The 24,989-nt window shown below is 53.5% G+C and carries 16 protein-coding genes; 5 read left to right on the top strand and 11 right to left on the bottom strand.

Annotated features, from left to right (window positions below):
- From QRD42_RS00075 to QRD42_RS00050, 7 genes are all read right to left on the bottom strand, one after another.
- The coding region (locus QRD42_RS00075) for a hemagglutinin repeat-containing protein (RefSeq protein WP_321987907.1) at positions 1 to 7,772 on the bottom strand (7,772 nt) is incomplete at its 3' end.
- Complete coding sequence (locus tag QRD42_RS00070) at positions 7,765 to 8,313, bottom strand: toxin-activating lysine-acyltransferase (RefSeq protein ID WP_321987906.1); 549 nt, start codon at positions 8,311 to 8,313, stop codon at positions 7,765 to 7,767. The genes QRD42_RS00075 and QRD42_RS00070, both read right to left, overlap by 8 nt.
- On the bottom strand, positions 8,313 to 9,992 hold the full coding sequence (locus tag QRD42_RS00065) for a ShlB/FhaC/HecB family hemolysin secretion/activation protein (protein WP_321987905.1): 1,680 nt from the start codon (positions 9,990 to 9,992) through the stop codon (positions 8,313 to 8,315). Before QRD42_RS00065 ends, QRD42_RS00070 begins: the two co-directional genes overlap by 1 nt.
- Positions 9,993 to 10,173: 181 nt before the next feature.
- Positions 10,174 to 11,424, bottom strand: coding sequence for a low affinity tryptophan permease TnaB (gene tnaB / locus QRD42_RS00060; RefSeq protein WP_321987904.1), 1,251 nt, complete (start codon positions 11,422 to 11,424; stop codon positions 10,174 to 10,176).
- A 121-nt stretch (positions 11,425 to 11,545) separates the two neighbouring features.
- Positions 11,546 to 12,961: a tryptophanase gene (tnaA, locus tag QRD42_RS00055; RefSeq protein WP_321987903.1), complete on the bottom strand. Its 1,416-nt coding sequence runs from the start codon at positions 12,959 to 12,961 to the stop codon at positions 11,546 to 11,548.
- A gap of 176 nt (positions 12,962 to 13,137) precedes the next feature.
- Complete coding sequence (locus tag QRD42_RS19575) at positions 13,138 to 13,191, bottom strand: tryptophanase leader peptide (protein WP_412175883.1); 54 nt, start codon at positions 13,189 to 13,191, stop codon at positions 13,138 to 13,140.
- A 217-nt stretch (positions 13,192 to 13,408) separates the two neighbouring features.
- Positions 13,409 to 13,750 carry an anti-adapter protein iraM gene (locus QRD42_RS00050; protein ID WP_321987902.1) on the bottom strand — a complete coding sequence of 114 codons (342 nt, stop codon included), beginning with the start codon at positions 13,748 to 13,750 and terminating at the stop codon, positions 13,409 to 13,411.
- Positions 13,751 to 14,011: 261 nt separating this feature from the next.
- Here QRD42_RS00050 and QRD42_RS00045 point away from each other — a divergent pair, with 261 nt between their 5' ends.
- Positions 14,012 to 14,536 carry a lipocalin family protein gene (locus tag QRD42_RS00045; RefSeq protein WP_318374255.1) on the top strand — a complete coding sequence of 175 codons (525 nt, stop codon included), beginning with the start codon at positions 14,012 to 14,014 and terminating at the stop codon, positions 14,534 to 14,536.
- 33 nt (positions 14,537 to 14,569) lie between these two features.
- On the opposite strand, the gene QRD42_RS00040 is transcribed toward QRD42_RS00045, so the two are convergent.
- Positions 14,570 to 15,496: a LysR family transcriptional regulator gene (locus tag QRD42_RS00040; RefSeq protein ID WP_318364505.1), complete on the bottom strand. Its 927-nt coding sequence runs from the start codon at positions 15,494 to 15,496 to the stop codon at positions 14,570 to 14,572.
- An 82-nt stretch (positions 15,497 to 15,578) separates the two neighbouring features.
- Between QRD42_RS00040 and QRD42_RS00035 the strand changes: the two genes are divergently transcribed.
- A complete protein-coding gene (locus QRD42_RS00035) occupies positions 15,579 to 16,532 on the top strand; it encodes an MBL fold metallo-hydrolase (RefSeq protein ID WP_321987901.1) in 954 nt (317 codons plus the stop codon).
- A 263-nt stretch (positions 16,533 to 16,795) separates the two neighbouring features.
- Here the strand turns inward: QRD42_RS00035 and QRD42_RS00030 are convergent, their stop codons facing one another.
- The 3 genes from QRD42_RS00030 to QRD42_RS00020 form a co-directional block, all read right to left on the bottom strand.
- The gene (locus QRD42_RS00030) at positions 16,796 to 17,119 is read right to left on the bottom strand and encodes a helix-turn-helix domain-containing protein (protein ID WP_321987900.1); all 324 of its coding nucleotides are present in this window, start codon (positions 17,117 to 17,119) and stop codon (positions 16,796 to 16,798) included.
- Positions 17,120 to 17,208: 89 nt separating this feature from the next.
- Positions 17,209 to 17,967 (bottom strand): MipA/OmpV family protein, encoded by a 759-nt coding sequence (locus QRD42_RS00025; RefSeq protein ID WP_072570079.1) that lies wholly within the window; start codon positions 17,965 to 17,967, stop codon positions 17,209 to 17,211.
- A 68-nt stretch (positions 17,968 to 18,035) separates the two neighbouring features.
- A complete protein-coding gene (locus tag QRD42_RS00020) occupies positions 18,036 to 18,632 on the bottom strand; it encodes a TetR family transcriptional regulator (protein WP_072570080.1) in 597 nt (198 codons plus the stop codon).
- A 108-nt stretch (positions 18,633 to 18,740) separates the two neighbouring features.
- On the opposite strand from QRD42_RS00020, the gene QRD42_RS00015 reads away from it, so the two are divergent.
- Genes QRD42_RS00015 through QRD42_RS00005 form a run of 3 tightly spaced genes read left to right on the top strand, consistent with a single transcriptional unit; the run spans position 18,741 to position 24,550 of the window.
- Positions 18,741 to 20,234: an MFS transporter gene (locus QRD42_RS00015; RefSeq protein ID WP_321987899.1), complete on the top strand. Its 1,494-nt coding sequence runs from the start codon at positions 18,741 to 18,743 to the stop codon at positions 20,232 to 20,234.
- 47 nt (positions 20,235 to 20,281) lie between these two features.
- Complete coding sequence (locus tag QRD42_RS00010; protein WP_318364500.1) at positions 20,282 to 21,412, top strand: efflux RND transporter periplasmic adaptor subunit; 1,131 nt, start codon at positions 20,282 to 20,284, stop codon at positions 21,410 to 21,412.
- Positions 21,413 to 21,445: 33 nt separating this feature from the next.
- Entirely contained in the window at positions 21,446 to 24,550 is a 3,105-nt protein-coding gene (locus QRD42_RS00005) for an efflux RND transporter permease subunit (protein ID WP_321987898.1), read from the top strand.
- The last annotated feature ends 439 nt before the right edge of the window (positions 24,551 to 24,989 follow it).

Below are 24,989 nucleotides of genomic sequence, written 5' to 3'. Positions count from 1 at the left end.
GTCTCTTCACGCATCTTCGTCGCTGCGAGAGAGAGTGTCCCCTGGGTAATAGCCGCGTCCGGCGAACCGGCTACCACGCCCACCAGCGTTTGCAGGAAGCGACGCTGATACTGGAGCTTATAGACTTCTGCCAGCGCGGCATCGCGTTTTTCAACATCGCCAGACTTGATTGCCGCCTGCAAATCAGCGCGCGCCGCCGCCTGCTTACCATCCAGATAAGAATTGATCTGGTTGTTGGCATTCTCCTTGAAATCGCGCGTCACTTTCACTTGCAGGTTCAGCTCTTTCAACACCTTGTCTTTATCAAAGTTGTTTGCAAGCTTACCGGAGTTCGCGGCGGCGGTTTCCGTGGTGATGTCGGTTTTAACGCCTTCCACGGCCTGCTGCTGATCGGCAGGGCGGGTGACGGTGATATTGCTGGTATTGATACCGCTGCGGGTGACCGAGCTTTCACTGTCGCTGTCATGCCCGATACCAAAGCTGACGTTCTTATCCAGCGAGGCATAACCGTTTGCCGGTACGTGGTAGCCCTCTTCGGTGGTGACGGTTTTGTTGCTCTGGCGGGTAGCATGATCGCCCAGACCCAGATCGGCGTTCATGCTCATGGAGCCGCCAATGCCAAAGCCGTTGCCTTCGTATTCGGAACGGTTATTGATATCGCTCCAGCTCAACGTACCGGTACTGAACTGATTTCTGCCAGCCAGTTCGGCGCTTTCGCTGGAGGTGATCAGCCCGCCTTTCAGGTCGGTATGATCTTTCACGTTAATGTTATAGCCGTTTTCGCCCGCAAAGACGCCGGACTGCTCCTGCACCGAGGCGTAATCAGCATTGACCTTCGACTGGCCGTAGTTGCCCGACGCGGAGAAACCGTAGCCAACCGTGACCTGGCCGCCCATATCTTTCTGCTGGCCGTTGTAGCGTGAGGTGTCCTGGAGGCTTTCGATATTCAGGTTTTCCGCCGTAATATCCACGCCTTTGCCCAGCACCTGGCCGCCGCGCAGCGTGGTGGTGCCGCCACTGGTGATGGAGGTGAAACCATCCAGATCGCCGACATGGCTGTTGCGCCAGTAAACGTCATCGCCGTTACCGTAGCCTTTGCCTTTGGTAGCGCCTGCGGTGACGCCGAAGGAGGCGCCGCCCTGGCCGTAGCTCACCGCCACCCCGGCGTTCCAGCCGCTGGATTTATTGTCGCTGCGGGAGTGACGCTCCTGCTGCGCGGCAACGATATTGACGTCGTTATCCGCAAACAGCGTGGTGCCCTGTTTGCCGCTGACGTCGGAGCCGATGATATTGATGTCGGATTGCTCGCCGCCGGTCGCCACCACCACCGCTTGTTTCCCGGCGTTCACTTTACTGGCGAGCGCGCTGGTGCTGGTGGTATCTTCGGTATTGGTCTGCTTGCTCTGACCGTAGGTGAGGGACACGCTGACGTTCTGCGCCACTGCCTGCGCGCCGTTATCCATCACGCCCTGCGCGGCGTTCATCATGGTGCTCGCAGCCCGCGCGCTGTCCCACGCGGCGTTGGCGGCGGCCAGCATATTGATGCGATCGTCGTTACTCTTGCCGACGGCCTGAGTGGTGTTGATGACGCTTTGCAGCGCCTGCACCACCGGCACGTTCACTGCCAGCGTAAAGCCTTTCTGCTCAAGGGTACGTTTGTACTGCGAGGCGTAAGTGTCCTGCGCGGCTTCGATGGTGACGTTTTTGCCCTGAATGCCGACGTTGCCGTTCGGCGAGGCGACGCTGCTGCCCGTCTGACGGTAGTCGTTACCGGCAATCAGCACGGTGTCCCCTTGCAGGCTGCCGACCATCGAGCCCTGACCGGCTTTCGCCTGGCTCGCCTGTTCGGTGGTTTCCTTGCGCGAGCCGACGGTAAAGCCGATGCCGCCGGAGCTTAACAGGCCGGATTTTTTCTCCTGTTTGAAGTGCGTTTCGTCGTTGCGGCCGCCCATGGTGGTGAGGGTTAAATCGTTGCCCGCGCGCAGCGCCACGTCGTGAGTACCGACGACGCTGCTGCCCGCCACGGTCAGATCATTGCCCGCAGCGATGTTTACCGATCCGGCGCTCAGCTCGCTGCCCTGCACCTGCTGTTTATCAACGGTGTCGCGGGTAGTGGTGGTGGTTTTCGACAACCAGCCATTGCCGCCCACCACTTTATGCCGTTCGTCCAGCGTGCTGTCGTTCAGCACGCCTTCGATGTTGACGTCATGACCGGCATTCATGGCCAGCGCGCCGTCAGATTTCACCGCCGCGCCGCGGGCATTAATGTCATTGCCCGCGCCCATCACCACGCCGCCGGTGGCGCTCACCAGGCTGCCGGTGTGATCGCGGCTGCTCTGCGTCAGGGTGTTGTCTGCATCCCATACCAGCTTATCGCCGCGCGCGGTGGTGACGGTATCCAGGTTCAGATCGCGTCCGGCCACCAGCTGCGCCTTGCCGTTTTCACCGCTGGCGATCACCTGCGCGCCGGTCAGGGTGATGTCGCGCCCGGACTGCAACGCCAGTTTGCCGTCATCCCCCTGCACGTAAATACCGGAAACGCTGTTGATGGTGGTACGGGTGAAGCTGTTCTCACCGCTGGCACTCTCAGCGCTTCTCACCGTACTGATGACGTTAATATCGCGGCCTGCAGTCGCCAGCAGAGTGTCGTTGCCGATGATGGCCCCGTCGATACTGTTGATATCGCGGCGGGCATTAAGGCGCACATCTGCGCCCTGGATCAGGCCCGCCTGGTTGGTGATGTTATCGGCGTCAAGTTGCAGCACGCGGCGTCCGGCGATGGTGCCGGAGTTAAACAGATCGCCATTGAGCTTCATCGAGACGTTATTACCGGCGATCAACGCGCCGGAGCCGTCGATGTCCCCCGGTTTCACTTTCGCGTACACCTGCGGGATCAGCACGTTTTGCATGGAGCCGTCCGGCATCTGCACGCGGGTATTCACCAGCCAGACAATATCGCCGGTCAGCAGCGCCATCTGCTCCGGCGTCAGCGCCACGCCCAGTTTCAGCGAGTATTGTTTGCCGAAGGTGATGCCCTTATCCATCAGCGCTTTGAACTGCTCTTCGTCGTTGTTGTAGCCGTCGAGGTAGCGCTGACCGGTGATACCCACCACCTGCTCGCGTACCAGCCGCTGCTCGTAGTAGCCGTCGCCCAGACGTTTGATGGTGTTATCGCCGTCGTTGGTGAAGGCGTTTTGCATATAGTCGCTGCCGAGCCACTGGCGCTCGTTGGTGAAGCGCGTATCGGTTTCCACCAGATATGGCACGTCCGCCGACGGGTTCACTTTAAACAGGCTGTTGTCCGGCAGCGTGGTATTGGCGCCGATAATGCGGATCGCCCCCTGCGCCGGGTTCACTTCAAACTGTTGGCCGGCAGGCGGCGTGACGGGTTCGCCCGGGGAAACCGTCTGCTGCCATGGCGCATGACCGGCATCTTTGACGCCCGCGTTCACCAGATTCGCCCGATCAATAGTGACGTCAGTACCCGGCGTTTTCAGCGGATTGAGGGAGATGTTGCTGCCCTGTACGCTGCCGTTGCTGACCAACTGGCCCGGTTTCAGGGTGATGGTCTGGATCGCCGTCGGCGGCACATAGGCGGTTCTGTCGTCGCCCTGTTCATCGCTGCCTTTATGACGGATGCGGTAATAGTGGGTGACGGTACCGACGTCGGTGGTGTGGCGCTCGCCGTTCACCGCATCGTTTTTCACCTGGGTCACGCCGTCGATATCAAGCGTCCCCCCGGCGATCACCTGGCTGTTGTCGTTGAACAGCCGATCGCCGGTGATGCTCATATCGCCGCCCGCGAGGATCTTCGCCGGATCGCTCTCCTGAATGCGCGTCTCTTCCACCGTGCGGGTGTAATCATACTGGTTGAAATTATCGTTACCGTGTCCGCTGCGCTCCGGCGTATTGAGGTTGCGCAGGCCATCGGAGGAGTTGCCGTCAACGTAAACGCCTTCATCGCCCGCCTTCCAGCGGTTGGTCGAGCCGGAGTGCTGATACTCGGTGAGATCTTCCTGCGAGACGGTCACCAGCGCGGTGGAGAAATGATCGTTGATGTTGTTGATCTGTCCGGCGTTGATACGCATGTTGCCCGCAGATTCAATGGTGGAGCTGTGGTTATTGATCGTACCCGCACGTCCCGTCGCCACACCTTTATCATCCAGCGTGCCGCCGATCGCCATGTCGCCTGCGCTGTAAATCAGCGCGTGATCGCGGTTATTCAGGGTTCCGACGCCCAGATCCACCCGTTCACGCCCGGCCAGCGTCGCTGCCGTGCCGTTTTCCGTGAGGTTATTAAAGGTTCCGGCATTAATGCCCACCGCATCGCCGTAAATACGACCGCTGCCGATATTGTTCAGGGTCCCGGCATTGATGCGCGTAATGCTGCCATCGATCAGGCCGCGGTTATCCAGCGTCCCCTGTGCGTTCAGGGTGTTACGCCCGGCGGTGATCTCGCCGCTGGCGGTATTGGTAATATTCTTGCTCTGCACGTCCAGCGCGCCGCCCGCCAGCAGTTTGCCGCTGTTGGTCAGATCGCCTGCGGTGGTCACAGCGGCGTTGCCGTTGGCGGCGATGGTGCCGCTGTTATCCAGCGACTGCCCGCTGTTGAGCGTCATATCGCCCAGCGACAGCAGCTGCCCGCTGCCGTCGATATAATCTGCGTCTACCGTCAGCTGTTTACCGGCTTTCGCGGTGCCGCCCTGGTTGCGTAGTTGCAGCCCGTCGCCACCCAGATCCAGCAGGCTGGAGGAGGCCAGCGCCCCCGCGTTGTTATTCAGCTCGCCGTTGTTACGCACGGTGAGGGCGTCGTCCGCCAGAATGCTGCCGCTCTGGTTATTCAGGCTGTCGGTGTTGAGCGCCACGCGCTGGCCTTCCAGCCCCTGATTGTCCCCCAGCGTGTTCTGGTTAATAAAATTAACGGCGTTGACCGTCACCGCCTGGCCGCCGCGGATCAGCCCCGAGAGGTTATCCACCACGCCGCCCGCGCTGTCGAGCAGCAGATCGCCTACTGACTGGATCTGCCCACCGCTGTTTTGCAGCTGATTGCTGTGCAGGCGGGTGGCAGATTCGCCGATCACCCGGCCGCCGTTCTGGTTATTGAGCGTACCGGCATCAATATCAGCCGCGCCTTTTGCCGCCAGCGTGCCGCCCGCATTATTCAGCGCGTCGCCGGAAATATTCAGCGCCCCGAGGCTGTTCAGCGTGCCGCCCGCGTTGTTCAGATCGCGGGTGGTGACGTTGACGCCGTTGCCCTGCATCAGACCGGCGGCGTTATTCAGGGACGCAGCCGGGGAGAGGGCGAGGCCGTCAGTGGCGACCAGCTGTCCGTCGCGGTTATCCAGCGTCTTGCCGTCAAAGGCGATATTTTTACCCGCCAGCGCCACGCCGCCGACGTTATCAAACGCGCCTGCTGCCAGCGTCATATCGCCAAGGCTGGTGATGCCGCCTTTATCTCCGCTGTTACGGTTGCTCAGGGTGTCGGCGCTGATACGCAGCGCATCGCCGCTCTGGATCAGCCCGCCGTCATCATTGGTCAGGGTGGTGCCGTCGAGGGTCAGCGCCTGCTGCGCCGCCAGTTGCCCGCCCTGATTGCTCAGGGTGGTAGCGTTGATAGCCGCCGCGTTGCCGCTGACCAGCGTCCCTTTCTGGTTCAGTACGTTATCTGCATTCAGCGTCAGCGCCTTGCCCGCGCCCGTGACCCCGTTGCGGTTATCCAGCGTGCCGCCGTTGAGGTTCATGAGATCGCCGGATTTCAGCGAGCCGTTCTGGTTTTTGAGGGTGGCAAAACGCGCGTCCAGCGCCTGTTCAGAACCGAGCTGGCCGCCGGTGTTGTCAATATCGCCGCCGGTAAGGGTAAAGTTGCCGCCGCTGGCGAGGAAGCCGTCCTGGTTATTGATCGCGCCGCTACTGAGATCCAGCGCGCCGTGAGAGAGCAGCGATCCGGACTGGTTGTTAAACGTGCCGTTGTTGAGCGCAAGCGTTGCGCCGTCCGCAACAATCACCCCCTGCTGGTTATTCAGCCCGGCGGCAGTAATCCGCTGGGTTTTCGCTGCTTCGATACGCCCACGGGTGTTGTTCAGGGTTTGCGCGCTGCGAATATCGCCATCGCCCGCCGAGGCGGAGATCAGGCCGTCCTGGTTAGTGATCGTCCCGGCATCAAGGCTGGCGTTACCTGCCACCGCCAGCAGCTGGCCGCCGGTGTTATCAATAGACTGTGCGCCAAGCTGTACATTGCCGTTGGCGGCGATCTGCCCCTGCTGGTTATCAATGCTGCCCGGCAGGTTAACGGCCAGGGTGCCGCTGCCCGCCTGAATAAGTTTACCCTTCTGGTTCGACAGACTGCCCGCGCTCACAGTGAGCGTATCGGCACTCAGGCTGCCGCCGTTATTGTTGAGCAGTTTACCGGTGCGGGCGGTGACCTCGCTGGCGTTAACCTGGGCATTTTGCGTGTTCAGATCCCCCGCGCCGCCATCCAGCAGCACGCGTTTTGCCTGAGTCTGGCTGCCGCTGACGTCCACGCCCTGGCCGCGCGCGCTGAGGTTGCCGCCTGCCAGCGTCTGCCCGTTGGCGGTCAGTTGTCCGCTGGTATCCAGCTGTAAATCACCGGCGTCCGCCAGTTTACCGTCGTTATTCACCCCGGCCGCCAGCACGCTGTTTTTGCTGCTGGACAGGGAGGCGGCGCGAACCTGCACGTTGTTACCAGCGGTCAGCACGCCGCTGTTGCTGAATTCGCCCGTCGTCTGCACGGCGACGTTTTCACTGCCGCGGGTGATGCCGCTGTTTTCGATGCGTCCGTCAGCGGTCAGGGTAACGGTACCGGCCTGCGCGCCAATGGCCCCGGCGTTACGCACGCCGACGCCCTGCTCGGTGCCGACCATGCGGATCTTACCGGCGTACATCCCGCCGAGGCTGGAGACATCCACCGCCAGCTGAGGACGGGTGGCGGCATCGTCGCTGCCTTTGCTGATCTGCTCATGGGCGGCGTCCACCTGGTTGCGCCCGGTGGTGACTTTCAGATCCTTAGCCCACAGGCCGGCATTCACTTTCACCGAACGGGCGATGATATCGGTGTAATCCGCGCCTGAGGTGTCCATGCCTGCGCCATCCACCACCACTTCACCGCGTTCAACGTTATAGCCCGTCAGGTTGCCATTGTTCATCTGCACCTGGCCGGTGGTCAGGGTGGCGCGGTTGGTATTGATAAAGCCGCAGCCGCTACAGGTGATGCCTGCCGGGTTGGCGATCACCACCTGGGCCTTTTGCCCGGCGACTTCGATCATGCCGTTGAGCTTGCTCGGATCCCGGGAATTGACCTCGTTAAGGATGATCTTCGCTTCGCCTCTCGCCAGCCACGGGTTGGCAGACACCATGCCGCCCAGCTGCGTCTGCACATTTTTATGGGAGTTGTTAAGGATCGCCCCCTGCTGGTTAACGTCAAACTTGCTGTAATTGTTGCGCGACACGCCCGCCGCCGACGGCGTCTGGATATTGACCTGGGTGGTGCCGTTGGCGCTGTTGAGCACCGTCGGCTGCTGGTTTTTCGGCGCGCCGGCGTCGGCGATAATATCCGCCTGCGCCGTCTGCACCACACCCATCGCCAGCCACAGGCTGAAGCTCAGCGCGCTGACTTTGCCGACAAGACGGCTGTGATTATGGCCGATGCCGGAAGAACGGGAAGAACCCGCGCGGCCTGAGCGGGCGATGTCGGCCACCACCATCAGCATGCCGCGTGCTTTGTTGAAAACGATGCGGTACAGGTTCTTATTCATGGTGCATTCCTTTAAAAACTTCCGGCAGGTTGACGCTTAACGGATGGGCGTGCTGCCAGGCTTGTGCTTGTTCGCGGCTGACGTGGTTGCCGTGCAGCATCACCACGCGTTTGCCGAGTTGCTGCCCGCGATGGTGCAGGGCGCGCAGACAGTGATCGGGAAAGAGATCGCGGCGCATCAGGCTGCCCATCGCCGCGGTATGGCCAAAGGGGGCGATCCAGTCGATACACCACATGCGGTCGCCGGAGGCCCAGTCTTCATCGCGCATTTCAATGGCCGGGCGCGTGAGGTAGCGGGCTTCCGACTCCGGATCGAGCCAGGCCCAGCTGAAAAAGAAAATCGGCTGTTCGTCTTTCGCCACCAGTACGTACTGGCGGCGTTTAATGATCGGCAGCAGCAGCGTCGGCAGCGCGTGCAGGGGCGCATCCCGGTGCAGCGGGGAGTGCATCCACAGCCAGACGCTGGCGCCCAGGACTTCGGCTTCGCTCTCATCGCCGCCGAGGATCAGCGGCGCTTTGATGTCATACTCGCCAACGCGCATTACCAGCTCCAGTTCAGGTTAAACCCGAGGGTGGTGGAACTGGTGCGGAATCCGTCCGGCTTCGAGAACGGACGTCCGGCGAACAGGTCATAAGCGGTGTTAAACGCACTGCCGCGCAGGCCGACCACGCCGCCCGCCAGATGCTTGCCAATCAGATATTCCGAGCTGTAGCCGCCCACTTCGCCGTAATCTGCGCCAAGATAGAGTTCCTGATTGGGAACGGGCGTGCGCCAGGCGACGTCGTTACGCACATACCAGCCGTGGCTGGCGCTCAGCGTACGTTCGCCGTCAAAGCCGCGCACCGTCCAGCGGTTGCCGATGGCGAACTGCTCCTGCGGCGTCAGCGGCGTGTTGCTCATCTGACGTTGATACTGGACGTTATAGCGGAACTGCTGCGAGCCAAGCTCAAACGGCAGATCCAGCCCGGCGCTGAGCTGAATAATTTTGCTCAGGGCGGTTGCGTCACCAAAATACTCTTCCGGCGCAGGCTGCGCGCCAAACCAGCGGGTGCCGCGCTGATAGCTGATCCCGGCATCCAGCGTGGCCTGACCGATATAGTGGCGGTGCTGCAAGCCGGCGCGCCAGGCGGCGGTCTGGCGATGCTGTACGCCGACTTCCGTATCATCGATATAGTTGCGGGTTTCGCGGGTCAGGATCTCATAGCTAAATGAGGTTTTCTGCGAGCCGCTGCGGTGCAGCACACGGCTTAACTGCACGTTAAGGTTTTTGCTTTTACCGCTGTAGCGGTAATCGGCGTTCTCACCGGCAACCGTCTGGTGATAATCAAAATCGCTGCCGGTGACCCCCAGCATCCAGTAACCGAAGGGCACGGAATAGTGCGCGGTATAGTTCTTGCTGCCTTTACCGCCCTTGTTATCCAGATCGTGACTGGCGGAGAAGTATAAAAGATCGCTCAGCGAGAAGGGGTTATCCAGCGACAGGGTCGCGCCGCCCTGATAGCGTCCGGTGGTTTCGGTGCCGGAGTCATCCAGCGACAGGCCCAGACGCCACATTTTCGATTGCTTACGGGTGATGACCACATCGCTCTCGCCGGGTTTCTCGCCGGGGACAATCTCCATGCTCGCCTCGACCGTAGGCAGACGCTGTAAGTTTTCCAGCCCCTGCTCAATGTCTCGGAGATCCAGCAGTTTGCCTTCGTGCGCCGGGAAGGCGCTGTAAAGCTGGATATAGTCGTCGCTGCCATCAGTCAGTGCTACGTGACGAATATTGCCCGGCACGATAGCCAGCTTCAGGGTTCCGCTTTTCAGATCCTGCGATGGGGCAAGAACGCGGGTGGTGATCCAGCCGTGATCGACGATGCGGTTTTGCAGGGTGCTCATCAGCAAGTTAATGCCTTTCCCGCCCAGACAGCGCCCCTCCGCCTGGCTGGCGATATGCTGTAACGGCAACCAGCGCGGCAGGGCATCTTTGCCGCTGATTTCAACGCGGTTAATGGCAAAGCAGGGCGTTTCGGTCGGGAAATTAATGCGCCCATAACCGGTAGAGGGTTCGGATAAACGAACGTCCGGTGCCTGTGGCGTTAGCTGCTGCTCAATCGCTCTTTGACGCTGCTGCTGAATAATAAATTGATTATCAGGTTCTGCGGCAAAGACGGAAAACGGAAATGGCAGGCTGCTAACAGCCGATATTATTATCGCTATTTTATGTGACGAATTCATCGGACGTTCCGCGCTGTGTAATAAAAAAGGAAGCAATGTGAAGATATGTAAAATTGTTTAAAAATCGACGACTCAAGAAAAGGGGGATTAATCCTAAAGACCGCGGATTGCGCCTCAGGACTATCCCCAAATCTGGTAGGAGGAGGTAAAACCAGCCTGCACAGGTGAAATAAGAAGCGGCTTAAGCCAGTTTAGGCAGCAGGTTCAGGGTATTGCCGAACCAGCAAAGGATCACCACCAGGCCAAATAAAATCACCAGCCCAGGAATGATTTTTCCGCCCCACACCGTGAATTGTTGTTGCGGGAATTTTTGCCGTGATTTCAGCGCCAGACAGGCGGGGACTATTACCGCCCAGATGGTGGCGCACAGGCCAGCGCCGCCGATGCCATAAATAAAGCCGTTCGGGAAGATCAGATAGAGCGCGCAGGGCGGCAGAAAAGTTAACAGCAGGGTTTTAAAGCGTCCGCCGGGGGAATTATCCATTTTGAAGAGATCGGCCAGGTAATCAAACAGCCCCAGCGTCACGCCAAAAAATGAACTGGCGACGGCGAGGTTGGAAAACACCAGCAAACAAAACTCAATGGTGCCGTTCTGCTTCGTACCTAAAAAGGATTTCACCAGCGAATCGACGTTGCCGCCGGAGGCGATAATGCCTTTAAAATCTGCGCGCGGGATGTTGCCCATGGTGCAGTACAGCCAGAATAAATAGATCAGCAGCGCCAAAAGCGAACCAAAGACCAGACTTTTAACCAGCTTATCTTTGCGTTTGCCATAGCAAATTATCAGGCTGGGAATATTGCCGTGAAAGCCAAAAGAGGCGAGGCAAACCGGTATCGCCATAAAAATATAGGGGAAGTAACCGGCTGAATGGTCGGCAACGTTACTGACATCGCGCAGAATGGAATAATCCACCTGAAAGAAAAAGGAGCCAAACACCACCACGAAGGCGATAATTTTTATGCCGAGAAACAGTGAGGTGATGCGGCTGGCCGCCAGCGAGCTGAACCATAATACGCAGGCGACAAACAGCGCAGTACCGATGCCAATGGCGCGGGCGTTCACCTCATGCCCGGATTGCATGGCGAGGGTTTCACTGATGATGGCACCGTTGGCGGAGATATACGCGTAGGTCAGAATATAAAGCACAAAGGCCACGGTGATCCCGCTGAACAGATTCCAGCGGCTGCCCAGCAGATCTTTGGTGATGGTATTAAAACTCGCGCCGACGGGATAATTGAGATTCGCTTCCAATAACAGCAGCCCTGAATGCAACATGGAAAACCAGGCGATGATCAGAATGAACGTCCCCCAGAAAAACCACGCGCCGGCGAGATCGACAGGTAACGCAAACATCCCCCCGCCAATGACGGTTCCCGCTATCACCATGATCCCCCAGAAGGAGGAGTGTTTTGCCTCATATTTATCGTCCATGATGACCACTTGCCCGGATGTATTCATATTATGATCGCCCATAATTTATTATGAAAACGCTGTGCACAGTCAGCAGCGGGCTACAGGGATGCTGTAGCCCGGCGCGTTGCGGAAGGGAATATCAGACTTCTTTTAATTTCGCGGTAAAGTGACGTAATACTTTAGGTTCATACGTGAAGGTTAAACCTTTTATATTGGGCGCGTTTTCTTTTACATGCTGGAAGGCTTCGATAATAAAGTCCATATGCGATTGCGTATAGGTGGCGCGCGGGATGGTCAGACGCAGTAGTTCAGCCGGGCAGGGCAATTGTTTGCCGGTTTTTGGATCGCGGCCTAATAAGAAGGAGCCAATTTCCACTGCGCGGATCCCTGCCACTTTATATAATTCACAGGCCAGCGCCTGGGCCGGGAACTGTTCTGCCGGAATATGCGGTAATAATTTACCCGCATCCACAAAGGCGGCGTGTCCCCCGGCCTGCTGACAGGTAACGCCGATGGCTTCCAGGCCGTCCACCAGATACTGTACCTGCTTGATACGATAGGCCAGCCAGTCCTGATTCATGCCGTCAGTCAGGCCAACCGCCAGGCGTTCCATTGCGCCGCCTTCTAACCCGCCGTATGTGGGAAAACCTTCCTGCACCACGCAGATCGTCCGGCATTCGGTATAGACATCAAGGAAGCTGTCGTCCTTAATGCATAACAGCCCGCCCATCGGCACCATGGCATCTTTTTTCGCCGACATGGCGAGCATATCCGCATATTTATAGGTTTCGCGGGTAATGTCTTCAACCGACCAGTCGCGGTATTCTGCTTCACGTTGCTGAATAAACCAGGCATTTTCCGCAAAGCGCGCCGAGTCCATCACTACCGGAATATCGTATTTACAGGCAATGGCGTACATGGCTTTTAAGTTGGCGATGGACACCGGCTGGCCACCAGCGGAGTTACAGGTAATGGTGGCGACAATATAGGGAACGTTAGCGGGCCCCACTTCCTGAATGCCTTTTTCCAGTCCGTCCAGGTCAAAGTCGCCTTTGAAATCGCAGCGGGCGGAGGTATCAAACGCCTCTTTGATATAAACATTGCGCACGGTACAACCATTAATCTGGCTGTGGCCCTGAGTGGTATCAAAGAAATAGTTAGAGAAGGCCACCATTTTGCTGCGGTCGAGCCCTTTTTCCTGCTCACGTTTTTTGATCAATACCGGAATATATATCTGCTCAGCGCCGCGCCCCTGATGGGTGGGAATGGTGTGCTGATAGCCAAAAATATTTTTTACCGCCTCCGCCAGCGCATAATAACTTCTGCTGCCGCTGTAGGCCTCATCGCCCCGCAGCATGGCGGCCTGCATATTCTGCGTGACCGCGCCGGTGCCGCTGTCGGTCAGCAGATCGATAAACACATCTTCGCTGTCCAGCAGAAAGGGATTCATGCCCGATTTAAGAATGGCCTGTTCCCGATGTTCGCGGGTGGTGCGTTTTACCGGTTCAATAACGCGGATGCGGAAAGGTTCAGGTAAGTGTTGAAAATTGTTCATTGTTCAATCCTGTATTTATGGCGATGCTAATGCCTGCGCTTTAATTATGCGCAGACACGACGGAGCGCTGCCGGATAAAGGGCGCGGCCTCGGATAAGATTTATTCAGAATATGCCGGACACACACGCAGCAGACGGATCTATCCTGCGCGGTAAGTCATGGCAAAAAAGGAGGGATTAAGGGCGGTGATTGACAATAACGGTATCGAGGTTAAACCACTTTGCGGTCATATATGTGAAATTTAAGATAATCATAGTTTATCAACTCACATTAAACATGATACTACAGTATTACATCCGCATCCTTTGTCCACGGCGGGATTTATTAATTGTGAGTTGTCTCACGATTGCTTTTTGCGGCGTTTACGGGGAGGCAGCCGTAGTTTCCTGATCATGAATATCCTTAACAGCATGGGATAAAAGAACATTTAAGCCTTACGACTTAATGCTACTGTTCCGGCATAGCACCATAGGGGCAGTGTTTAAAACGACAGTCGGGTTTTTTTGTGCAGCCATGAATAAACGGCTCGGTATTTCCTGGGCACTGGATATTATTGCTGAAGGACGCCCACAGCGAGGGTGAGAAGGGAAAAGCATGAATGACGTTGATATCGCGCTTACGGTCGTTAGCAACGATGCCGAAAGCGGTAGTAGATAAGGTGTTGCCTTTGTGCAAAAAATAATCTCCGCGATACCATAAGATGAGATTTAAATTCCGCACGCCAGATACAACTGCGAATGCCGTTCCCGTTTTGGGACACGCGAGAGCCTGTTTAACAAACCATTCCATATTAAGTAAATTCTCCATAACTTATTTCGAGCCAGTTAGGTAAGCTCTTAGGATTATTCTTTTATCCCACGCGCCAAGGATAACGACTGAGCGTTCAGTGTCGAGGGTGCTTTAATAAACATTCCTAAGCTGACAAAATAAATGTTTCTATATGTTTCCTTGCAAAAGATAGTTTAATAATCAGCCGGAAAGTTGAAAGCAGGGCATAATTGGCGGTTTACACTAAACTTTTATCCACTTAAGCAGATAAAAGGAGCGCTTATGAAGTTATGGCCTGTAGTGACTGGTGTGGCGATTGCGCTGACGCTGGTCGCCTGTAAATCTCCCACGCCGCCAAAAGGCGTTCAGCCCATTAGCGGTTTTGACGCCAGCCGCTATCTCGGCAAATGGTATGAAGTCGCCCGTCTGGAAAACCGCTTCGAACGCGGCCTGGAGCAGGTCACCGCGAACTACAGCAAGCGCAGCGACGGCGGGATCCGCGTGCTCAACCGGGGATACGATCCGGTGAAGAAAGAGTGGAATGAGAGCGAAGGGAAAGCTTATTTCACCGGTGCGCCGGATACTGCCGCGCTGAAAGTGTCGTTCTTCGGCCCCTTCTATGGCGGCTATAACGTGATCAAGCTGGATGATAAGTATCAGTATGCGCTGGTCAGCGGCCCGAACCGCGACTACCTGTGGATCCTCTCGCGCACGCCAACCCTGCCGGAAGCAGTGAAGCAGGATTATCTGAAGACCGCCCGCGAGCTGGGATTCAGGGTGGATCAGCTGGTGTGGGTGAAGCAGTAGCCTTCTGTTCTGAAGCAGATCCTGCGCAACGGCTTAAGTAAGATCTGCCATCACCTTGCGCAGGACGTCCTTCAACCAGATCAGCGCCATATCCTTGTCGCACCGCTTATGCCACAGCAGCGAAAGGGCAATTTCCGGTGTTTCCACCGGAACGGGACTGCACCCTAATCCGTAATGCGTCACCCAGTCGTCTGCAAGCCCGGACGGAACTGTGGCTAACGCTGGTATGCGCGCCAGCAAAGGCGGGAGTGAGGAAAAGTGTGGTGTCACATAGCGAACCGAACGCGCTTTACCCAGGGCTGCCAGCTGGTCATCCACCGCGCTCGAGGTTGCCCCGCGATAGGAAACCAGCACATGGTCATGTGCCACGTAGTTTTCCAGCGTCAGCGGCGCCTGCAGGGAAAGCTGTTCAGGATGCCAGAGCGTACAGAAATGATGTGACACAATCTTTTCACGGCGCAGCGTAGCGGGCGTGCTCTCGCCAACCGAAATGGCAAGATCGACTTCTCCGCGCGCGACGAGTTCAGCATCCCGGAAGGGATCGCTGGCCGTGACCTTAAGAGTAACGCCTGGCGCATCGCGGGTGATACGCGCCTGCAATTCCGGCATCAACCAGCGCTCAACCCAGTCGCTCATCCCAAGACGAAAAACATGCGTTGCCCCGGCTGGCGTAAATGACGCTGGCTGAAAAAGCACGTTCTGCATCTGTTCCATTAAAGGACCCAGCTCAGCGATCAGCGCTTCGGCACGCGGCGTTGGCTCCATGCCACGTGCCGTGCGTACAAACAGTGGATCGTCGAACATGCCACGTAAGCGCACCAGCGCATTGCTGACCGCAGGCTGACCAAGATGCAGCTTCTCTGCCGCGCGGGACACGCTGCCTTCGCGCTTCAGCACCAGCAGTACTGTTAACAGATTCAGATCGATACGATGAAAATCATTTTCATTGATAGTGAACATTACTTTTATCAATTTGAGTGATGTTTATTGCCTGAGGATACTGTGAACCACGTTCTGGTGATACTTTTTAGGAAGGTTTTTGATGAAAATTGTACTGACGCTGGTCGCTTCACTTCTTTTTTCCGGTCCGCTAGTGGCCGCTGAACAAACCACCGCCCTGGATCAACAGGCGCCGGGCTATTACCGGATGATACTGGGAAAAGTGCGCATAACCGCCGTATCTGACGGCACGGTGGATGTTCCCCTGAACACACTGTTAACCCATATCTCTCCGGAAAAACTGCGTAATGCCATGGATAAAGATGCAATGACGCCGAAGGCCGAGACATCAATTAATGCCTACGTCATCGATGATGGTAAAACACGTGTTCTGGTGGATACTGGTGCCGGGGAGCTTTTCGGACACAACGGCGGACATCTGCTGACCAATCTGTCCGCGGCAGGTTATCCGGCGGAGACGATTGATACGGTACTGCTGACCCACATTCATGCGGATCACTCGGGCGGCGTCTCCCGGGCGGGCAAACCTGCTTTTCCAAATGCGGAAGTGTACGTGGATAAAAGAGACGTCGATTTCTGGCTTGATCCGGCTAACGAAAACAAGGTTGAGGCCAGTCAGGCGCATACTTTTGCTGAATCCGAGCGCACCCTGGGCCCGGTCATCAAAGCGGGGCGGTTGAAGACCTTCCTGGCACCGGCCATATTACCGGGCGGAATACGGGCGGAGTCTACTGCAGGGCATACGCCGGGGAGCGTGCTTTATCGCGTGGAAAGTGAAGGCCAGACGTTGGTGCTGTGGGGCGACATTATTCACGCGAAAGCGGTGCAGATGCCCGATCCGCACGTGGCAATTCATTTTGACGTCAACCAACAGCAGGCTATCGCCACACGTGAAAAAATACTCAAGCAGGCTGCGGATCAGGGTTACTGGGTGGCCGCCGCGCATATCTCTTTTCCGGGGTTAGGACATGTACAGCATGACGGTAGCGGCTATCGCTGGGTGCCGGGGAATTACACGACTCAGCTCGGGCAGTAGGAGCGCTTGAGGAAATGGGTAGGGATACAACCTGGGTGGGCTTAAAATCTATTCGTTTAAATTGATTATTTTCCGCAGAATAATATTAAAAGGATAATGACTATTCGATATTTATCTAATTTTTTATACGGATCAGAAAGTCTGAAAAGCCATGTGCTTAAGCAAAGTTAAAACTGTGCTTAGAATGATACCCGTGATAACTTTTAATAGAAAAAGCATGTGATATGACTTTCTTATGCTCTACAGAAAATAGAGCTTGCTTTTTATTGCGTTTTTCGGAGCCATGAGGGAGGGAACCCAAAATGCCTGGTAAAGGCGCGTGTAAAAGACTGCAATGACTCAAATCCATACTTGATCGATATAGTAGTAATTGTATCTTTTTGCATTATTATGTCGCGATAAGCGTACTCAAGCTTTTTTGCTTTGATGAAGAAGCCTGGCGCTATTCCTGTATGGCTCTTGAATATTCTCTGGAGATGCCATTTTGAATAACCTGATTTCACAGCAAGATCATCCAGTCGTATATTTTCTGTGATATTTTTTTCAATCCATGTTATTAAATCCGTACAAAAGTTTGACTTATTCATAATACGACTTGCTTTGAATTTTAAGGATTAAAGAAAATATGCTATTTTAAAATAATTTCTGTTGCCGGGCTTACAGCCCGGCATTATTTTTAAAAAGTATATGAAAAACCAGCCCAGAAGGACAGAAGAGAATCTTTTTCTACCATCGGACTATTTTTTACAGCGTCCGGAAGTATGGTGTAACGTGAGCCACCATATATGTTCCAGCTATCTGTCAGCATATAGTTCATGTTGAGTTCGACATAAGGTGTTATACTCTCACCGGGCGTGTATTTTTTAAAGCCACTTCTTCCCGATTCCTTGTTATTTATGCCGTAATAATATTTGTTAAATTTACGGTCATTCCAGTTAAAGCCTAGTGAAGGCTCAATGCTTAACAAACCAATCTGTACCGGATAACTCCATGCGTTATTCCAGTATAAACCATTACTTGTATCTAAAGAGTCAGTTGTAAGCGTAGTTTCAAATTTCCCCATTTCAGGCGACTCATGTGAATAACTTATCCCTGTCATTAGCGTGCTGTGACGATTATTTAGCTGGCGCATCGCCCTTGAGTGGCTATCGGTTGCTTTAAAAGAAAGAGGTAGATAATATCCAAGTATCGCAATGCGATCGGATGGCGTATGAAGAAAATCATACCCAGCACTCAGACCATGAAACCAGAACGGCCCTGCTTCGTAATCAACGTTAGGAAAAACAAGGTTGTTTTTATTCTCATCAACCTGCTTGTATAATTTTGAAGACCATCCAGTGGTCAGGCCTAATGAAAAATCATCTGCCTGAGCGGCCTGCAGGAAAGCTCCCGTTAGTATCGCCACCGAAACCACTGACTTTATTAAATTCGTCATACTGTACCTTGCCAAAAAATTCCAGCTTATATTTATTTTGTTAAAAAACTTAGTCGATCGATACCTAATTATTTATCTATATCAATCTGACTTCTGATAAATTTTTCTGTATTTTCAATATACTCCTGGTACCCAAAACCTTCGATTCCCAGACTGAGTATCCCATCCAGGCCATGAGAATAAGCGATAAAATCCCACGCTATTAATTCTTTAGGCCTGGTATATTTGAACTCTCCGTTTGAGGCTCCTTTTTCAAGAAGATTCATAATGGCTTCATGCCATTGTCTGACCACCATACCAAATGCTTTACGCATCGTTTCATCATGAAAAGAATAAACTTCTGCTTCTTTCCATAATTTACTGTAGTGATGCGCATCCTCATGATTCTCGACGAAAAGGCACCAGTGAAGCATATCCAGGCAGCTGGCGTTTTCCTTTATGCCCGCTTCATACATATGTTTCAGAGCCTGATCTACCGAGAGTTTAAAAGCTTCGGCCTTAAGATCGGAGGCTGATGAAAAATGGTGATGAATTTGCCCTATAGCTATCTCAGCCTCCTGAGCAACTCTTCTTACCGTCATAGCTGATAACCCTTCCTCATACGCAACTTTTACTGCGGTTTCCAGGATCATCTGACGTCTCACATCACGACTGAGATAAGACATGGTAGTTTTGACTCCTTTTTGCACTCAATCTGGACATTCGTTCAAGTTCACTATAAATTCAACTTGAACACATGTCCATATCTTAATTTTTTATAAGGTAGTAACAGCATGAAAAGCAAATGGTATGTACTTTTACTAGTGATAATCATGTACTTACCTGTTTCGATCGATGCCACTATTCTTTACGTTGTTGCTCCCGTTCTCAGCACGCAACTCCAGGCCTCGCATAATCAGTTGCTGTGGATTATGGATATTTATCCCCTCGTAATGGCTGCTCTTCTGTTACCTATGGGGGCGTTTGGAGATCGTATCGGCTACAGGAAAATGGCGATTTACGGAAGCCTGGTTTTTGGCATTGCCTCGACTGGTGCTGCCTGTGCGAATACGCCAGAAATACTTATAGCTACCCGCGCACTTCTTGCGGTTGGTGCTGCGATGATTGTGCCTGCGACGCTCGCTGCAGTGCGCAGAAATTATGTGGATGAGAAAGATCGCAATATGGCACTGGGTATCTGGACAACAGTTGGTACAGGCGGTGCTTTAGCCGGGCCATTGGTGGGGGGAGTGCTGCTTAGTCATTTTTACTGGGGTTCAGTGTTTTTGATCAATATTCCAGTAGTAATGATAGTAATTTTTTTAATTTCCAAAACCTTACCGGACGACAAAGGCGACATTCGCCAGCCTGTCAATCTTTTTCAGGGGCTCCTGTTAATGAGTGCGTTGCTGATATTAATTTATGCCACGAAAAGTCTGGTTAACCATGGCAACCCGATTCTTTTATCTGTCTATCTGTTTTTGGTCGGACTGGTTTTGTTCGGCTGTTTCATTACTATCCAGATGGTTTCTCGTTCCCCACTGCTCGACACGGGGCTTTTGACAAAGCGGAATATCATTGCTGGCGTGATTCTGGCTCTGGTTTCAATGATTACGCTGGTTGGTTTTGAGCTTGTAATTTCTCAGGAGTTACAGTTCGTTCACCGTTTCACTCCGGTGCAAGCCGGGCTATATATCATGCCGCTAATGCTGGCAAGTTGTCTTGCTGGACCGGTCGCTGGTTATCTGATTAACCATTTTGGGGTTAAAAGTGTCGCTATGGTCGGACTTGCTGCCTCTGCTATCAGTCTTTATGTATTGTCAGATGTTAATTTCGTTAGCCAGACTGCAAAAGCCTGGACATGGATGGTGGTTCTTGGGGCAGGCGATACTGTCGCTTTAATGGCCTCTTCCTCAGCGATTATGACGGCTGCACCAGCAGACAAAGCCAGCTCTGCAGGTTCACTTGAAGGCATGTCCTACGAACTGGGGACGGGGCTGGGAATTACTGTTTTCGGATCCGTACTGGCTGGCGTCTATTCCGCGACTGTTCGCCTTCCGGAAAACTTGCCGCGGGATATTTATGCCTCAGCCAGTAAATCGTTTAGCGAAGCTTTAGCGATCTCGCGCCACCTCGATGAAGCCTCCAGGGAAGATCTTCTTAAAGCTGCTTCTTCAGCTTTCATGCATTCCCATACTGTCATGCTTGAGTCGGCATCGTTGATTCTGACGATGTTGATGATCCTGACTTTCTTTATTTTCAAACCTGGTAATGCCTTCAGAAGTTGATGATGGCTGCATCGCACTTATTTCATTGATTAAATCGGAAATTCATTATGAATATCAGGAAACTGGCCATTTACACGACGTTTTGCCTGGGATTTATCACCGGTTGTGATTCGTCAGAGTCGAACGAAACGGATCCAGTACCAGTTAAAACCAAAGTAGTGACAAAAATACTTAATGCTGAAGATATTTACTCCACACGTGTATTCCCTGCCCGGGTTTCTGCGGTGAAAACCGCACAAATTCGCCCGCAGGTGGGAGGCATAATTCAAAAGCGACTTTTCAGACAGGGTTCGGAAATACTACAGGGTCAGCCACTGTTTCAGATTGATGCAGCGCCGTTTGAGGCAGATGTCGAAATGGCTAATGCAGCAGTTGCAAAGGCAAAGGCCACCTATCAGCAGATGAGTAAGCGGGCAAGTCGATTCGCACAATTACAAAAAAGCGCAGCGATTAGTCAACAGGATCTTGAAGATGCAAAAGCCAGCAGCGCGCAGGCAGCAGCAGATCTCGCAGAAGCGACGGCGTCACTTAACCGGAAAAGACTGGATTTGAATTATGCGACGGTAAAGGCACCGATAAGCGGACGTATTGACCAGGAGTTCATTACGGAAGGGGCACTGGTCAGTCCCGGTGATACGCAAGCAATGGCGGTTATTCAGCAACTTGATCGTGTTTATGTAGATGCCCGGGTACCAGCTCAGGAGCTTCGTACAATTTATCAGACGGTTGAAACTGATCCGGCTAGCCAGTCTGGCGCTGTTGCAGATGTTCTTGATGATAAAGGCCAGTCATATGAAACCGCTGCCCGACTCCTGTTCTCAGGTATCAGCGTCAATGACGAAACCGGTGATGTTGTACTCCGGGCAGAAGCAGAGAACCCGCAGCGGATCCTGCTGCCTGGAATGTTCGTTAAGCTAAAAATCACGCGGCTCATCCAAAAGGAAGGGCTGGTTGTACCTGAACAGGCCCTTAGCAGGGCGGATGATAAAACTACCGTATGGATAGTAGGGCACGAGAATAAAGCCAGGCGCGTTGAGATCCAGACCGGAGAACAAACTGAAAAAGGCATCACTGTAACGGCCGGCCTCAAAGCGGGAGACAAAATCGTCATTGAAGGTCAGGACAAACTTCAGGATGGTGCCGAAGTGATTGCACAGTCTGACGTTATAAAAAATTAACTTCGTAATGACTTATTACTACGGGAAATGCTGATGTCTCAGTTCTTTATACGCAGACCAATATTCGCATGGGTCATTGCGCTTTTTATAATTCTTTTGGGTGTGATTGCAATCCCACAACTTCCGGTCGCTCAGTATCCATCCGTTGCGCCACCTAGCCTGTCAATTACGGTCACCTATCCAGGCGCCACCCCTCAGACCATGAATGAGTCGGTGATTTCATTGATTGAACGTGAATTATCTGGCGTTGATGATCTGCTTTACTATGAATCAACCAGTGACACGTCCGGGGTAGCGACAATCACCGTCACATTTAAACCAGGGACTGATATTCGGCTCGCACAGGTAGACGTTCAGAATCAGATTAAAGTTGTGGAGCCACGGCTTCCACAGGCTGTTCGCCAGAACGGATTAAGCGTGGAGGCTGCCTCCTCTGGATTCCTGATGATGGTTGGCCTGAACTCTCCGACGGGTAAGTTCAGCGAAGCAGACCTGAGTGATTACTTTGCAAGAAAAATTACTGACGAGCTACGTCGTATCGATGGTGTTGGTAAGATTCAGGCGTTTGGCTCGGAGAAAGCCATGCGTATATGGGTCGATCCTTCGAAACTCATCTCATATAAGCTGTCCGTCAGCGATATTAATACGGCAATTACAGAGCAAAATGCTCAGGTCTCACCCGGTAAACTGGGCGACTCGCCTTCAACTGCTAATCAGATGACAGCTTATCCGCTGGACGTCAACGGTCAGCTTGGTACGCCAGAGGAGTTTCGTAAAATCGTCCTCAGGGCGAATCCTGACGGCTCCCGCGTTACGCTGGGGGATGTGGCCCGGGTTGAACTTGGTTTACAGTCCTATGCGTTTGCCATCAGAGAAAACGGACATGGCTCAACGGCGGCTGCCATTCAGCTCTCACCAGGCGCGAATGCGGTACGGACATCTGATGCGGTTAAAACCAGAATGCAGGAGCTGGCAAAATCATTCCCGTCAGGAATGGAATATTCCATTCCTTTTGATACTTCACCCTTCGTAAAAATCTCGATTGAGAAAGTTGTGCATACGTTTGTTGAAGCGATGGTGCTTGTTTTCCTGGTGATGTATCTCTTTCTTCAGAACGTTCGCTATACCTTTATTCCTGCCATCGTCGCACCCGTAGCATTGCTCGGCACCTTTACCGTAATGATGCTTGCGGGATTTTCCATCAACGTTCTGACAATGTACGGCATGGTTCTGGCGATAGGGATCATAGTGGATGACGCCATTGTTGTTGTTGAGAACGTCGAACGCCTGATGGCTGAAGAGGGATTATCGCCTAAGGACGCGACGATTAAAGCCATGAAGGAGATCACCGGAGCAGTAGTCGGCATCACATTAGTTCTGACGGCTGTTTTTCTGCCAATGGGGCTGGCCTCAGGTTCGGTCGGGGTAATTTATCGTCAGTTTACGCTTTCGATGGCGGTTTCTATTCTGTTTTCGGCGTTTCTGGCTCTCACTCTAACGCCGGCACTGTGCGCGACTTTGCTGAAACCCGTTACGGCCGACTCTCATAAAAAGAACCGTTTTTTTTCCTGGTTTAACAGAACGTTTGATCGCCTTACGGGACGGTATGAAAATGGCGTAACCCTTGTCATACGTAAAACCGGGAGGATGACGCTTATTTATATGGTCTTATGTGGCGTTCTCTTTTTCGCTTTTAAGTTTTTGCCGTCTTCGTTCCTGCCTGAGGAAGATCAGGGTTACTTCATCACCTCGGTACAGCTTCCGGCGGATGCCACGATGGAGCGTACTGAAGCCGTCGTGAAGAAATATGAGAAGCTCGTTATGGAACGTCCGGGCGTTGAACGTAATGTTTCAATACTGGGTTTCAGCTTCTCCGGCGCGGGTACAAACTCTGCCATGGCATTTACAACGCTGAAAGACTGGGATCAGCGTAACGGCGCTACGGCGCAAAACGAAGTGACAAACGTACAAAATGAGCTGGGTGATATTCCTGAGGCAACCATTACCAGCCTGCTGCCGCCTGCCATATCTGAGCTAAGTACGTCCTCGGGCTTTACCCTCCGACTCGAAGACCGGTCCGGTCACGGGTATGCGGAACTGGTGAAGGCTCTTAATATGCTCCTGGAAAAGGCGGGTCAGAGCAAAGCTTTATATGGAGTTTATATGGACGGTCTGCCAGATGGTATGGGGATCAGCCTTAAAATAGACAGACCTAAAGCTGAAGCAATGGGCATATCATTTAATGAAATAAATCAGACGCTGTCCGGCGCCCTCGGCTCAAGTTACGTAAATGACTTCCCTAACGAGGGGCGCATTCAGCAGGTGATTGTGCAGGCTGAAGCATCAGCTCGTATGCAGCTACCTGAAATATTAGCGCTGAATGTCCGTAATAAAAATGGTGGAATGGTGCCCCTGTCTGAGTTTGTTCGCCCAGTGTGGCAAAGTTCACCTGTGCAACTGGTTCGTTATCAGGGGTATCCGGCATTCCGCGTCACAGGATGGCCTAACTGGGGTTATTCAAGTGGCGATGCGATGGCGGAAATAGAAAAAATCGCTGCCGATTTACCACCAGGTTTTGCCATCGAATGGACCGGACAATCTCTTCAGGAGCAGCAGTCAGCTTCAGAAGCGCCGATGCTGATGATTCTGTCAATGCTGGTCATTTTCCTTGTGCTGGCGGCTCTGTATGAAAGCTGGTCGATACCGGTTTCAGTTATGCTTGTCGTTCCGTTGGGTCTGATTGGGGCGATAATTGCCGTCTATCTTAGAGGGATGCCCAACGACGCCTTCTTTAAGGTAGGCATGATTACTATCATCGGTCTGTCAGCGAAAAACGCTATTTTGATCGTGGAATTTGCGCGGCAGCTCCAGCAAGAGGGGGAGAACCTTCTTAATGCCACCGTGAAAGCCGCGCGAATGCGTTTAAGGCCCATCATGATGACATCGCTGGCATTTACCCTGGGGGTTGTTCCGCTCATGCTGGCTTCGGGTGCCAGTGCCACAACCCAACAGGCAATAGGCACAGGGGTATTCGGTGGCATGGTGACCGGGACGTTATTAGCCATATTTTTTGTTCCTGTCTTTTTTGTCACGGTATTGTCGCTCGTTGATAAAATCAGGAAAAAAACAAGATTTTGACAGGCAACATGAAGGAGAGGGTACCACCTCTCCTCTTATGCACATCATCTCAACGTAGAACGGTACGGTAACGATTTTCAAAGACAAGTTTAGAAAATCTGTGGTGCTGGTGAGGAAAGCTTAACAACGAGAAAGATACGGAGAAAGTAACCTACCCTTCAGGTGTGGGTGCGATAAATCTTATACGTGTTGGATGAGGCTATCGCAAATTAGAAATGTTCATAACAGCGCGAAAAGGCTTAATCTGCTATAAAAAAAGCCCGCATCAGCGGGCTTTTTTGTCACTTGGGAGCCGTGGCTCCTTTGCGTATCCTTTTAGGTCACGTTACTGTCTGGTCAGAGTCCTACCGTGACACCTAACTTCCTGTTTTTCAAGGTGCTGTCCTTGCACTGTCCAATCATGATTGGTGGAGCTGGCGGGAGTTGAACCCGCGTCCGA

This window comes from Enterobacter sp. PGRG2 (assembly GCF_030291195.1).
Taxonomy (GTDB): Bacteria; Pseudomonadota; Gammaproteobacteria; order Enterobacterales; family Enterobacteriaceae; genus Enterobacter_D.
This window is presented reverse-complemented; position numbering and strand designations above follow the sequence as displayed.